Annotated in this window: 7 protein-coding genes; 2 read left to right on the forward strand and 5 right to left on the reverse strand. The window is 47.8% G+C overall.

Going from position 1 to position 14,653, the window contains the following annotated elements; genetic code table 11:
* Positions 1–71: 71 nt before the first annotated feature.
* The 5 genes from LWL52_RS13830 to LWL52_RS13850 all read right to left on the reverse strand — a co-directional run bounded on the left by LWL52_RS13830 (position 72) and on the right by LWL52_RS13850 (position 10,861).
* Positions 72–758 carry a hypothetical protein gene (locus LWL52_RS13830; RefSeq protein ID WP_242920890.1) on the reverse strand — a complete coding sequence of 229 codons (687 nt, stop codon included), beginning with the start codon at positions 756–758 and terminating at the stop codon, positions 72–74.
* A 223-nt stretch (positions 759–981) separates the two neighbouring features.
* Positions 982–2,388: a RagB/SusD family nutrient uptake outer membrane protein gene (locus LWL52_RS13835; RefSeq protein ID WP_242920892.1), complete on the reverse strand. Its 1,407-nt coding sequence runs from the start codon at positions 2,386–2,388 to the stop codon at positions 982–984.
* A gap of 12 nt (positions 2,389–2,400) precedes the next feature.
* Complete coding sequence (locus LWL52_RS13840; protein WP_242920894.1) at positions 2,401–5,400, reverse strand: SusC/RagA family TonB-linked outer membrane protein; 3,000 nt, start codon at positions 5,398–5,400, stop codon at positions 2,401–2,403.
* A gap of 948 nt (positions 5,401–6,348) precedes the next feature.
* A complete protein-coding gene (locus LWL52_RS13845) occupies positions 6,349–7,788 on the reverse strand; it encodes a RagB/SusD family nutrient uptake outer membrane protein (RefSeq protein WP_242920896.1) in 1,440 nt (479 codons plus the stop codon).
* 28 nt (positions 7,789–7,816) lie between these two features.
* On the reverse strand, positions 7,817–10,861 hold the full coding sequence (locus LWL52_RS13850; protein WP_242920898.1) for a SusC/RagA family TonB-linked outer membrane protein: 3,045 nt from the start codon (positions 10,859–10,861) through the stop codon (positions 7,817–7,819).
* Between the two features lie 863 nt (positions 10,862–11,724).
* On the opposite strand from LWL52_RS13850, the gene LWL52_RS13855 reads away from it, so the two are divergent.
* Positions 11,725–12,552 (forward strand): TraB/GumN family protein, encoded by an 828-nt coding sequence (locus LWL52_RS13855; protein ID WP_242920900.1) that lies wholly within the window; start codon positions 11,725–11,727, stop codon positions 12,550–12,552.
* A 137-nt stretch (positions 12,553–12,689) separates the two neighbouring features.
* A complete protein-coding gene (locus tag LWL52_RS13860) occupies positions 12,690–14,648 on the forward strand; it encodes a M1 family aminopeptidase (RefSeq protein WP_242920903.1) in 1,959 nt (652 codons plus the stop codon).
* The last annotated feature ends 5 nt before the right edge of the window (positions 14,649–14,653 follow it).

Consider the following 14,653-nt stretch of genomic DNA (forward strand, 5'->3'; position numbering starts at 1 on the left):
TCATTTCCCGGCCCGGCCCATATTTATATTGCAATATAGTGTTCCGGGCTGCTACTTAAAAGCGAACACCTTTATTGCAAGGAATTATAGTAGTTGATGAGCTGCGCCAGATCCGCATCTTCTTTCAGCCGCAGCTTATTTTTTTTGATATAAGCATCCAGTTCGGGTGCTTTGTCGGCCAGTGCTTCCAAAATCGATTTCCGGTCATTTTTAATATTCACCAGTTGTTCCTCCCGGGCGATATAGTAGGTGACCACCGGCAGTATGTTTTTTGTGATGGTGGCTGAATTATAGGCTTTCTCCTCCCGGATCACCTTGTTGGTCCGTTTCAACAGGTCCACTTTGCCTTCGGCCAGCACTTCATAAAAACTGGTTCTGGACGCTCCTTTTATACCCGGGTAGCCATTGCGAAAAACGGCCTCCTGGAGGGCGCCATCTTTTAAGTACGTGATGGTGAACCCAGCCACAGACTGAACGATCTCGAGCGTTTCGCCAGCCTTATTCCGGAAAAGCGGGATGTCCTGCACCTGGTCATACTTCAGATCCACATCCGGATATGTCTCGCCGTTAGCAAGCTTCACGGTGCCTTTGCGCCATTCGTCCTGCAGGTAAGGTGACCCAACTACATTTTCATACTGGCCCACCCGGATAGGCCTCCCGTTTACTTCCTCCAGAAAGATCTGGGCCCGACAAGTATAGCTGGTGAGCGTGCTGACAGCCAGGACCAGGAATAGGATAGATAAAGATTTGCATTTCATGTCACGTATCGTTAATCGTTCTGATGATAAGCCACTCGTTGATAATACAATATACAAAAGCTGCTTCAGATTTTATTGATAGCCTGTGTCGTTTATAAGGCTGCAGCAAACTATTGCCACTGACCCTGACATGTAAAAACCCCACCGTTTTACAACAGCAGGGTTTTTAGCAGCTTGTAAATAGCGCAAAATGCTGCTATTCACCTTTTATCAGTTGAGGAAATTACCAGCCGGGGTTCTGTTCAATATTCGGGTTGGCTGTGATCTCATTTCGCGGAATAGGCAGCACCCTGATTGCATCGGTATACGGCACTACGTTAGGTGATCGCTTTCTGCCGGTGATGTCTGCCTTCAGGCGGTTCAAGGTAGCAAAGCGGTCGCCTTCAAAGGCCATCTCTTTTCTTCGCTCCAGTATGATATCGTCCAACAGCTGGGTGCCGGAAGAAGTATACTTTAACTCAGGATCGCGCTCTGCTACCAGCGTATTCAGATATTCCAGCGCTTTGGCTTCATCGCCGGTGCGGTAAGCAGCCTCGGCAGCGATCAGGTATACTTCCGACATGCGTATCACCACTTTGTCGTCGATGTCGCCGGAGACTGCATTATACTTGGTCACAATGTAAGCCGGGTCATCGCTGCCTCTTTCTCCCACCGTAATCAGTTGCCGACGGATATCGGTTGAATCGTAGGTTTCATAAAGCGATGGCGTGGCCAGGTTCTGTCCGTATCCCTGCTGGTTGAAGTAATATGCATATTCATCTACGCCATTGTTCTCTGTTTGCGTAGCCGATACCTCGAACAGGGACTCCAGTCCTGCTAATTTTGTGGCGTCGGTTTCAGCCCAGTAGGCCAGCACCGAATTGTATGGCAGCAACTCAACACCACTATCTTTAATTACTTCTTCGGCATACTGCAGCGCCAACGCATTATCTCCTTTATACAGGTTCACTTCAGCATCCAGCGCTCTGGCTGCATACTTGGAAAAACGGATAACCGTAAGGTCGGGCGACATCAGCGTGTAGGCATTTGACAAATCCGACTCAATCTGCTCATAAACCTGGGCTACCGTGGCGCGTGCTGGTTGGGCATTGTAATCATAGGCCGTCAGCACAAGCGGAACGCCCGGATGCGAGGCATCGGCCGTTTCGTTATAGGGTCGAGCAAAATTCCTTACCAGCTCAAAATAAAGCAGCGCTCGGATGGCATATGCCTCGCCTTTATACTGGTCGATAGCTGCCTGATCCGTAACGGTTGGGTTAGAATCGATAATGGCATTCGCCCGGTTGATCACATCATAAGCCCCGGACCAGATATCGGTGATATCGCCGTTATTGTTGAGGAAGTTATAACTGGAGAAGCCGCCGAAGTAACCGGAGTTAGACGTAGCCACATACAGGTTATCCGCCAGCATATCGCCCATAACAGGCAGATAAGTGCCATATAGGTTAACGGTAGCAAGACCTGCATACGCGCCTCGTAGCGCACTCAGCACATCATTATCTGTCAGCAGGGCCTCATCAGCATTTATACCTGTAGAGGGGCCCTCATCCAGGAACTCATCTTTGCACGAACTGAAACTACCTACCGATAGCAGTCCGGCTAAAACCAAAATTTTATATCTATTTTTCATTCATCTGATTAATTAGAAGCCAACATTAACACCAAAAGTGACTGTTTTAGGAACATTGATATCGAAATTTGTTGTGCCGCCTACGCCACCTGCTTCCGGATCGTATGGCAGTTTGTCGTCCGCCACCCAGGTCCAAAGGTTTGCTCCACGGGCATACACTCTCAGGCTCGACATTTTAAGCCGGCTCACGATGCCCTGTGGAATAGTATAGCCCAAGGTCACATCGCGTAAGCGGATAAAATCACCTTTGTTGAGGATCTTATCGGATACGGCGCGGAATCTGTAATCATTGTCATACGACAGCTTGGACACGCTGGCCTCGTCACCTGGCTGCTGCCATCTGTCGAGCTGTGTGGCGCGCTGGTTATAAGAACCCAGGAACCAACCGCCACTATTGAGGTATTGGTAGTATGGGTCATAAATATAGTTGCCGAAGTTGTAGTAGAACAAGGCATCCAGCGACAATCCTTTGTAGGTGAGGGTAGTACCGGCGCTACCAAACGCTTTCGGCAAAGCAGATTTGCCTGTTAACGAGTAGGCTGCCTTGGAATACGTTTTGGTTGTTTCTGCTTTTGAAGCATCTGTATACCAGGTTGGCATTCCGTCTGCCGGGTCTACGCCCGCCCACAGCGGCATGTAATACTGGTAAACATCCTGGCCCACCTGGCGGATAAAGGGCGAAACCTGCTGCTTATCCACGCTTAGTTCTGTGATCTTGTTTTTGTTTTTGGAAAAGTTAAAGCTCAGATCCCATCTAAAATCACCTACCTGCACCGGGGTGCCTGAAATAGCTAATTCAAATCCCCTGTTTCGCATGGCGCCGATATTCTCTAACCTGCTTGCCCAGCCGGTGGTTAACGACAGCGGCCGCTCCAACAACAGGTCTGATGTTGCTCTGGAATAATAATCCGCACTCAGGCTCAGTCTGTTGTTAAAGAAACTGGCATCCACGCCCACGTCAAAAGGCTTGTTCTTTTCCCAGGTCAGGTCGGCATTACCCAAAGACGATGGCACAGCCGCCACCGAGCCCCCGTAGGTGCTGGTGTACGAATACAACCTGCGCCATACATAGTTACCGATGCCGGCGTTACCATTCACCCCGTAAGAGGCTCTTAACTTCAACTGGTTTATGAAATCCAGGTCCTGTATAAAGCTTTCTTGATCCATGTTCCAGCTGGCACCTACCGACCAGAAGTTACCATACTTGTTATCGGATCCGAAACGGGAAGAACCGTCTCTTCGGAAGCTACCCGACAGCACATACTTGCCTTTGTACGAAATATCGCCCAGGGCTAACATAGAGGCAAACGAGTAGCCTTCGTTCGCGCCATTTGCCGTGATCGGAGTTGCGCCAACAGAAGGCACAGTAAAGTCCGTGTTCTGGGGCATGTTCTCGGCATAAACAGAGGCTGTGTAAATAGAAGACTTCTGCGCTTCGTAACCACCTTTCAGGTTCAGCAGCCAGGTATTGTCTTTGTTGATATCCCAGGTATAGTTCAGCAGGTTTGTCCAAACCCAGTTAAAATAACGGGTATAGTAGCGGGTAGAGCTTCCCTGGGTAGACTCCGCATCCCCATAGAATGGGTTCTGATAATTGTCTTCTTCCAGGCTGTTGAAGTCAATACCATACTTGGTGGTAAAGGAAAGCCCTGGCAGGATCTTATACTCGCCGTTAATGCTACCAATGGTCTTCAGGATATTGCTATTGTTCTTATCCAGATCGGCCAGGAGCAGCGGGTTGAAGGGCGCCTGCGGACGGGAATCCAGCGCCAGCGAAGGCATCAGAAACAGCGACGCCATCACCGGGTTAGCAAAGTAGCCACTGTTAAGCGGGCCTTTTTGCGTCGAGTTGGAGAAGAGCAGGTTCGTACCAAAAGACAGCTTGTCGTTAAGCGTGTGCTGCAGGTTAAGGCCTGTGGAATATCTTTCGAATTCAGACTTGATCACCGTGCCTTCCTGGTTATAATAACCGCCAGATACGCTGAACTGCGTCTTCTCGCTGCCACCGGTAACAGCCAGGTTATATTGCTGTGTATGCCCGGTACGCTTGGTCGCATCTTCCCAGTTGGAGTTGATAGCAGGGTCTAGGCCGAAGTTCTCGTTTAAGAAATCACCGATATTCTCCTCGTTTAGGCCATAAGCTTCCCAGTAGCCATCATTCTTTAAGGCCTCTCCTAACAGTTCGATGTTTTCAGCAGTGGTCAGCGGGCGTGTATTGTCGTTGTAGTATGCTCGTTTCGATACGCCATACTCTGCATCCAGGCTAACTTTGGTCTTGCCGGCTTTACCGCTCTTGGTCGTGATCACAATTACACCGTTGGCAGCTCTGGAACCATAAATAGAAGCAGCAGAAGCATCTTTCAGCACGTTAATGCTTTCAATGTCATTTGGGTTGATGCCTGCCAATGCGTTGGCCGTGGTCGTGTTCCGCGACAAGTCGCCTGAGTTGATCGGCACCCCATCCACCACATACAGCGGCTCTGAAGAACCCGTGATGGAACCGATCCCTCTGATGCGGATCTGCTGCGCAGAACCCGGTTGCCCGGAAGCGCCCACCGATTGCAAACCCACTACGCGGCCCTGCAGCGCTTTATCCACCGAAGCCATCGGGATGTTCTCGATCTCGGCTCCTTTTACCTGTGCCACAGCGCCCGTATTCTGCAGGGTATTGGTTGTGCCATAACCTGTAATGATAACCTCGCTTAACTGCTTGTTATCCACGCCCAATGCAACATTCAGCACAGTGTTGGTGCCGATTGCCACTTCTTTGGTGCTGTAGCCAATATAGCGGAATATTAAGGTAGTAGCTTCTGCGGGCACATTCAGGGTATAGCTGCCGTCTGCACCGGTAGCCGTACCGGCTGTAGATCCTTGCACAATTACGGAAACACCTGGCAGCCCCTGGCCAGTTGCTTGGTCGGTTACTGTTCCCGACACTGTTTTGCTCTGCGCCATCGCCTGTTGCAGCAAGGCGAACATCAAAGCAAAACAGATTAGTAGACTTCTTTTCATACTAGTAGTTTTGGTTAATTAAAGATAGAAAAATTGGAATATAAATATTTATGCTTAATAAGATGCTATTCAAAGGTAAATAAGAAAAAAATGAATGCAAACAATATTGTACAACATAATTTGAAGAAGTATACGCACAACCAGCATATAATGTAACCTATAAATGATTATTTAAATTGAAATACACCAATTGTAGCCTATATTATTTATATACAGATAATTAGTTATACTATATAATATATAAATTTTAGACTATACCCGAGTTTTAATATAATTTATTTAATATATATAATTATAACATTACTTTTACTGCAGAATCGCTTAATAGAACCATTTAAAGATGATTACCACACAAACAGCGAGAATGACGCAAAAGGTGTAGCTACGACCACCATACTTTTATGAGCTCATTCTTCAACCTGACAGTTGGTAGGGAGCGTGTGATCTTTGCAGAAATTTTTGCAAACCAAACAGAAAGGACAAGCGGGGCGTGCGGGCAATACTGCCAGGACGTAGCATTTGCCAGGCGGGCTTTAAATTTTGACGGGTGTATTCCGCTTATAATTGATTCAACGAACAGATAATCCCTATAAAAAAAGGAAGGGGTAGACAAACTGTCTACCCCTTCCCGGATAAGCTTAATTACAATTTCTAGTAACCTGGATTTGGTTCCAGCGATGGGTTGATGTCCAGCTCGCGTTGCGGAATTGGCAGGATAGTGATGCTATTATTCCGGCATACTTAGGTTTTTAATTTACTTTATGCCAGGTTATGATTCCTTAATGTAGGTGCTATAGAATATATTGTTGGTGAAAACACTACCAATGGCTACTACCAATGGCTGGAAGCAATCAATTCTTTCCAGGAGAATTCGTCTAGCAGATGGGAAAAAAACTCCCAAACTATTTTCATAGCCTGGGAGTCTCCTAATTACATACAATCCGATAACTAGTATCCGTCATTCTGAGTGATGTTATCGTTTACATCGATCTCGTACTGAGGAATTGGCAACTGGAACAGCGAGCTTCCAGCAGGGATACCTGCAACGGCCGGCGCTGCACCGGTACCATCTATTCGGTCACCAGAAGTAGAGCGCTCTACTGGTAAGCCAAGGCGCTTCAGATCAAAGAAGCGGTGTCCTTCGAAAGCAAGCTCTAGTCTTCTCTGCTTCAGAATTGCATCATATAAATTTTGACCTGTTTCAGTAGCTGTTGCTGCATTAAAGTCTGCATAACGGTTGCTTCTGATCATGTTCAGGTCATTCAGCGCCTTGTCGTACATGCCCAGGTTGTAATAAGCTTCCGCTCTGTTCAGGTACACTTCCGCTGTTCTGATTACTTTTACATCCACTACGTTCGCGTTGCCCGAAGCTCTGCCAGCGTATTTCTTCACATAGTTAAAGTCAAAGCCGTTAAACTTCGTCTGCCCGATGTAAACATTCTTACGCACATCAGATGACGTGTACTCGTTAACCAGCTCGAACGTTGGCGTGTACTCAGGACGTACACCAGCAGGGCTTGCCTGTCCATAACCAACGCCAACTGGTGTAGCGTCCGCATCAACAATCTTCACTTTAAACAGCACTCCTTTTTCAGAAGCATCCATCCATACGGCAGGAAATTCTGCAATGGAAGCTAAGCCGTTTGCTGCCGGCACTGCCTGTAGCGCGGCAGTAGAAGCATCTGCTGCATTTTGCCACTGCCCCATGTACAGGTAAACTCTGCCAAGCAGGGCATTAACCGCAGCTGTGTTCAGGCGTCCTAAACCATTTGAAGCTCCAATCATTGGCGCAGCAGTAGTAAGGTCGCTCACCACATTATTGTAAGACTCTTTCAGTGACGTTCTGGAAGGCAACTGGTTAGGATCTGTTGAAGTTACGTAAGGCACACCCAAATTAGAGTCTGTAGCGCCTTCGTATCTTGCCGCAAACACACGAAGTAAATCAAAGTGAGCAAGTCCTCTTAGAGCCAGGGCTTCTGCTTTTACGTTGTTCTTGAAATCACCATCCGATAGGTTATCAATGTTCTCAAGAATGAAGTTGGCTCTGTTGATAGTAGTATAGGCATCGTTCCATAAACCACCCCATGTGCCATTCGGCGTATAGTTGTAGTTGAAGTAAGTCTGCTGAGACTTTCTACCTTGTGAGTTAATAATTAGATTATCGGCTAGAATATCTGGGGTAATGATCATGGAGCCAGCATCCTGCCCACCATAATAACTAGAACCTCTCAATCCTGCGTATGCACCTCTGATAGCATTACTAAAATCAGACTCTGTTTTGAATGCCTGCGGAGTACTAATCGAGTTATACGGCTCAAGCATCAATTCATTGTCACAGCTAGCCAGTGGTAATAAACCTAAGGCTAACAGATATAAAAATCTTTTCATTATTTCTTTAATTTACTTTAACCGTTAATTAAAAGCTTACATCAACACCGAAAGAGAACTGACGTGTTTGTGGATAGCTGTACAGAGAAGCTTGTCCTACCTGGGTAAGTCCAGATTCCTCACTTCCGTAACCTACCTCAGGGTCGCCGAAGTAATGCGGATTGTAAGTCAGCAGGTTCTGGCCTTGTACATAAACACGCAGCGACTGCATCTTGATCTTCTCTGTCAATGCTTTGGGCACAGTGTAACCTAATGTCAGGTTTCTCAGGCGCAAAAACGAAGCTTTTTCAAGGTAAAGGTCTGTTGTATAAGTAACATTCTCTCCATTTGCAGCCGGTAACACGTTTACATCACCTGGTTTCTTCCAGTAGTTCAAAGCATCGGTGCTCAGGTTCTGGTAGTAAAGATCTCCCCAGGATACCAAGTCATTCTTCACATAGTTCAGTGCATAGTTTCCTGACACGAAGTTTGCATTAGCAGAGAAATCGATCCCTTTCCAGGCTATAGTAGTACCAAACCCACCATAGAATTTAGGGTTCGGGCTTTTCCCGTCCAGGATAACCGCATCAGATGAAGAATACGTTTTTGTAACCTCGCCATCTTTAGAATAGTACTGTGCTTCTCCCGTTTGAGGATCTACTCCTGCATAGCGTACTAGTTTGAAAGTCCCGTAAGCATAACCTGGCCGAAATACACCAATGCCGTTCGTTACAATTTCTTCCTGCCCTTCGTTCAGTGTCTTCACTTCGTTTTTGTTGAAAGTGATATTACCATTGAATGACCAGGTAAGGGAGCTGTTTCTTATGATGTCAACATTCAAAGCAGCCTCAAGCCCTTTGTTCTGAACAGAACCGATGTTTCTTGTTACTGTAGAGAAACCCGTTGTTCTGGAGATAGGGGTATTCAGGAGCAGGTCTTCAGTTGTTTCATTATAGTAGTCTAAGCTAACAGCAAACCGAGACTTGAACAGTTCAAAATCAAGACCAATGTCTCTCTTAAGTTTGCTTTCCCAAGAAAGTGCTGGGTTAGCTACCTGGCTAGGAAATGATGTCAGCAAGTTGTTGTACTTGCCAAATCCGTAGAGGCCCAGCGACTGGTAATTGCCAATACCTGCAAAGTTGCCTACTGTACCTACTGATGCTCTTAACTTCAATACAGTCAGCCAATCATACTGCTGCATAAAGTTTTCCTGTGTTACCAGCCATGAAGCACTTGTAGACCAGAAAGTACCGTACTTGTTATCAGAACCGAATCGGGAAGAACCGTCTCTGCGCAGGCTCCCTGTTAAGTAGTAACGTTTGTTAAAGTTATACTCCAGGTTAGCGGCTAAAGAAGAGATTGCCCAATCTGCAGCTGTAGTAGAGTTTGTACCTGTATTGGCAGCTCCGTTGTCTTGTGTGCTCAGGTTACCATTTGCAAAGCCTTTCTTAGACAAAGAGTAGCTACTAAACTGGTCTTTCTGGAATTCCTGAAATAACAGAACACCGAAGTTATGCTTCTCACCCACGTTGAACTCGTAACGAGCAGAGTTGATCCAGTCGTAAGCGAATTCTCTTGATCCGTTATCAACTTTAGTACCTCTTGCAGTTGGGTCACCTACATATAGGTCCAGCACAGAGCCTGGCTTAAGGAAAGATGTTCTAGAATAGTCGTTTAAGGTCAAACCCAGTTTTGAAGAAAGTATTAAACCCTTCAGGGGAGTAACATCAACATTAAAAGAGTTCAAACCGCTCATATACTTACGCTCTTCAGGGTTATTCTCCAGGGCTTCTAGAATCGGAAATCCCTGGCTGGTGTAGTTAACGGAACCATCCTCTAAATAGGCAGGCTCATATGGGTTGTAAGCATAAATAGCATAAAATGGGTTTTGTGCATTGTAGCGGTCTCTTAGCTCATTAGTCTTAGTATGACCCAATGTTAACGCATTACCTACTCTCAACCAGGATTTTATCTGCGAACTTACATTTAAGGTACCAGTGTATCTGTTGAATACTGAACCTTTTGTTAATCCTTCCTGGTCATACTTCTGCAAAGAGAAGTAGTAGTTTGATTTGTCTGTGTTACCACCAAATGAAAGCTGATGAGATGTGATCTTACCGCTCTGAAGGATATCATCTTTCCAGTCGTGGCTTTGTGCGATCAAAGAATTCCAACCAGCCTGCCGCTCTGCATCTGTAATGTTAAACAAGTTTGCAGTGTTAGGGAAGTCATTACTCTGCAGGTAGTTTGAAAAGTCAGAGTTTTCGTATCCCAGATCATATTCATACTGCAGTTTCTGTGCAGCATTCATCATGTCAAAGTTATCCGGAATTTTTTCGTTCACACCCGTCAAGAAGCGGTAAGTAATCTGCCCATTTGATTTAGCTCCGTTCTTGGTAGTAACCACCAAAACACCGTTTGAACCTCTTGCACCATAGATTGAAGCCGCAGCAGCATCTTTCAGCACAGAAATGCTTTCGATGTCGTTTGCGTTTATGCTGGTAAAGAACTGATCCGCCATGTTATCTGGGATCTGCACACCATTTACAACTAATAGCGGATCATTGCTACCACTGATAGAGCCTGTACCTCTGATACGGATAAAGGCATTAGCCCCTGGCTTACCATTAACAGCTGTTACCTGCACACCTGCTGCTTTACCTTGCAATAACTGGTCAATAGAAGGGTTAGGTCGTTGCTCCAGTTCTTTTGAGTTTACAACAGATATCGCTGAAGATAAGTCTTCTTTTGTTTTAGTCTGATAACCTGTTACCACTACTTCTTCCAGCTGCTTGTTGTCAACACCAAGCCCTACATTGATCGTGCTTTCATTGCCAATAGGACGCTCCACGGATTTGTAACCAATGAAACGAAAAACCAGGGTACTGCCATTAGCCGGCACGTTAACCGTATACCCACCATCTGCACCGGTAGCTGTCCCTACTGTAGTTCCTTTCACGACAACCGATACTCCCGGCAGACCTTGTCCGGTTGCCTGATCGGTTACTTTCCCCGACACTGTTTTGCTTTGCGCCATCGCCTGTTGCAGCAGGGCGAACATCAAAGCCAAACAAATTAATAGACTTCTCTTCATACTAGTTGTTTAGATTAATTAAATAAGGTTAGAATAGTTGTAAATCAAATATAGGTAGGAATATAACTAATGCAAAAAAGGCATGACCTGCTTTTTTATCTCCAGAAAAGCCCCATACTGCTTTTATACAATTAAGCCCATCATCCTTACACGGCATACGACCGCATTATTTCGCCTTATCAATTACAATATATGCATTTACGGATATATAATTTTAAAGCAACATACCGCCATGCAGCTATATTACTAATTTCTTACAAGAAGGAGCCTCAGTATTCGAAATTAGCAATTATAAATTTACCGCGGCAACGCTTCCCCAATCAGTGAAGAGCTTAACCATAATTTAAATTAAACCCTAAAATCAAAAAGTAGGCTCTTCATCCCCATGGAAAGTAATACGCCTGATCTTCAGGACAAACGCCTTGAAGGAATAGCCCTTTATAGAGGCCGCCTTATCGCTTAAGGAAAGGCAAACATGCGCAAAAGCCGGGATGCCTCCTACAAGCCTACTCTTAGCTCGCACTACAAAAGATCCAAAATAAAAATATTGCATTATAAAACAGCAGAATTTTCAGGGGTATACTTTCCAGAGCAGGGCAGCTATACCTACTGTTATAGACGCTCCTACGCACTACCCACGCAGCTTTTTCAAGCACATGTTTTTGCCCTCCTACTCGTAGACAACCGGCTGCCAGGCTCTCCAATTTAAAAGCTTTATTTACTTGTAGCAGCCGGCTATAGTATATAAAGCGTATACCTTTTATCTTGCGCTAGCATCTTACTCTTTCCCTCATATGTACCAACACTCCCGAAGGGCAGCTCTACTGCTTCTTTTATACTGCTTTCTTGGCCTTTCAGGAGTTGTGCAGGCAGTAGCAGGCGGCAACACAACCGCCAATGCCCTGTTATGGCAGATAGAAGGCAATGGCCTACAGAAACCGTCTTACCTGTTTGGTACGATCCACGCCATCTGTCCACAAGATTTTGTAATGCCCGCACATGTAAAGGCAAAGCTGCAGGAAGCCGAGCAACTGTCATTGGAAGTGGATATGGACGCGCCCAACTTTATGGCCGAGATGATGCAGCACGTGAAACTGCCCGAAGGGCAAAGCCTGCGGACGTTGTTTTCTTCCGAGGATTACCAGCTTCTCTCCGAGCACTTCAGCAAAAGCACAGGTATGAATATCCGTTACCTCGACAACATGAAGCCGTTTATGCTGCAGTCGCTGCTGCTGGCCGAGTTAACCGATTGCCGGGCCGAATCCTATGAGCAGCACCTGCTGGACATGGCGCATGCGCAAGGCAAAGAGGTGATCGGCGTGGAAACCGTACAGGAACAGCTGCAGGCCATGGACCAGCAGTCTGCCGGAGCGCAGACAGCCATGCTGCTGAAGACGTTGCAGAACCTGCCCGAAGCTAAGGCTTCGTACCGCAAGATGGTCGCCTTATACCTGGCCCAGGACCTACAGGGATTAACCGAGCTTACCCGGGCGGAGATGGACCCGGAGGAGTATACACAATACGAGCAAACCTTCCTAACGAACCGCAACAAGCGCTGGATACCCGTAATGGAGCGAGAGGCAAAGATCCATAGTACCTTCTTTGCTGTTGGGGCTGGGCACCTGGCAGGCGAAAACGGGCTATTGAACCTGCTGCGCAGCCAAGGCTATACTATTACGCCTGTGCAGTAATTGCCTTCCGCTTCAGCAGGAGGTTATTAAGCCATCAAGTAGTGCCAAACCTTGCTGCTATCCACAAAGGTAATTTGCTGCCCGGCATCTTATGAAGCGGCAAGGCGTTATACCTTTATTCTGAAATGCAGCCTGCTATGAAGACCACCATCCGCTTGCTCCTGTACTTTTGCCTTGTGTTCGGGCTCGGCAATGCAGCCGTTAAGGCGCAGGCCATCAGTTCCTGTGCACTTGCGCGTGGCAGCGCTTCCGGCCAGCGCACAGCCGTCGTATCGGCGGCACACCAGCGCCTGATGAACCAGTATGATGTCACTTTCTACAAACTGGACCTGCAACTCGAGCGCAACAGCACCTTTATTGCCGGCACGGTGACTATCAATGCCAAAGCAAAAGCCGGCGGGCTCAGCACTTTTGCCTTGGAGCTGCACCCGAACTTCGCCATCGAACGCGTAACCGCAGGAACCCAGGTATTAGAAAAGGTAACCCGCAACGGCAGTGAAGTGACTGTTGCATTTCCTGCCGCTGTGCCGGCCAATGGCGCAATCTCCGTAAGTATAACTTACAGCGGCAATGCGCCAGCCGATGCCAGCGCAGCCATCGGCAATGGCTTTAACACCGCTGTGGAGCCGACATGGGGCAACCAGATTACCTGGAGCCTGAGCGAACCCTACGCCGCCTACGAATGGTGGCCCACCAAACAGGTGCTCTCCGATAAAGCCGATTCGGTGAGTGTGTTTGTCACCACCAGCGCCGACAATAAAGTAGGGGCAAACGGACGCCTGACCCGCACCGTGGACCTGCCCAATGGCAAAAAGCGATACGAGTGGAAGTCGCGTTACCCGATCGCCTATTACCTTGTTTCGGTAGCTGTTTCCAATTACGAGGAGTATGTAACGTATGCCCGACCGGAAGGCGTTTCGACGCCCATCCCGATCGTGAACTATGTGTACCGGGGTGGCGCGCTGGACAAGTATAAAGCGGAGATCGATCTGACAGGCCCCTTCATCGAAAATTATTCGGAGCTGTTCACGCACTACCCCTTTGCTGCCGAGAAGTATGGCCATAGTATGGCACCCATTGGCGGCGGCATGGAGCACCAGACCATGACCACGCAAAGCACTTTCGAGTTTACCCTCACCGCACACGAACTGGCTCACCAATGGTTTGGCGATAATGTAACCTGCGCTTCCTGGCAGGACATCTGGCTCAACGAGGGCTTTGCTTCTTATGGCGAATACCTGTCGTTGCAACGGTTCCGGCCTGCGCTGGCCCGGGACTGGATGGAGAACGCCCATACCTATGCTTTTCAGAAGCCTGACGGTTCTGTGCTGGTTCCCGATACGGCCAATGTAAACCGCATTTTCGATTACCGGCTAACTTATAAAAAAGCGGCATCGGTGGTACACATGCTGCGGTTTGCCATTCAGAATGATGCGCTCTTCTTTGAGGCCCTGCGCCGCTACCAGCAGGAGTTTAGCGGCCGCACCGCTACCACTGCCGACTTGCAGCGCGTATTTGAGCAAACAACGGGCCTATCGCTGGGCAATTTCTTCGAACAATGGTATGCCGGCAACGGCTTTCCGCTGCTCGCGCTGGAATGGAACCAGCAGGGCGCTTACGTGCTGCTCAAGGCAAACCAAACGGGCAGCAGCCAAACACCATTCTTCCAAACCGATGTGGAATACCTCCTGCACACCACCACTGGCGACACGACCATCCGGGTAACGCAGCAGCAGCCCACAGAAACTTACGTGCTGCAGGTGCCCGGCACAGTTACCAGCGTGGAAGTGGACCCCGGCCGCTGGCTGCTGCTCCAGGTAACCCAGAACGTCCGCAACCAGGCGCTAACTGTGCCGCAGCAGGAACTAGCTATACTTTATCCCAACCCAACAACGGGCGCCCTCCACTTTGATCAGCTGAACTTTGCCCCCACCATCGCCGAAGTATACGACCGCCTGGGGCGCTTGGTAAAACGGGTACACTTAACCGCGCCGGCCAGTCCGGAAGTTACGGTGCAGGAGCTACCCGCCGGCGTATACCTGCTGCAGCTCTCGAACGGCACCCTGCAGTACCGCAGTAGCTTTGTAAAGCTATAACGTAG

This window comes from Pontibacter liquoris (assembly GCF_022758235.1).
GTDB lineage: Bacteria > Bacteroidota > Bacteroidia > Cytophagales > Hymenobacteraceae > Pontibacter > Pontibacter liquoris.

Bases quoted from the DNA above. Each gene is read 5' to 3' on its own strand.
- LWL52_RS13830 (WP_242920890.1), bottom strand. From the start codon at position 758: ATGAAATGCAAATCTTTATCTATCCTATTCCTGGTCCTGGCTGTCAGC.
- LWL52_RS13845 (WP_242920896.1), bottom strand. From the start codon at position 7,788: ATGAAAAGATTTTTATATCTGTTAGCCTTAGGTTTATTACCACTGGCT.
- LWL52_RS13835 (WP_242920892.1), bottom strand. From the start codon at position 2,388: ATGAAAAATAGATATAAAATTTTGGTTTTAGCCGGACTGCTATCGGTA.
- LWL52_RS13840 (WP_242920894.1), bottom strand. From the start codon at position 5,400: ATGAAAAGAAGTCTACTAATCTGTTTTGCTTTGATGTTCGCCTTGCTG.
- LWL52_RS13850 (WP_242920898.1), bottom strand. From the start codon at position 10,861: ATGAAGAGAAGTCTATTAATTTGTTTGGCTTTGATGTTCGCCCTGCTG.
- LWL52_RS13860 (WP_242920903.1), top strand. From the start codon at position 12,690: ATGAAGACCACCATCCGCTTGCTCCTGTACTTTTGCCTTGTGTTCGGG.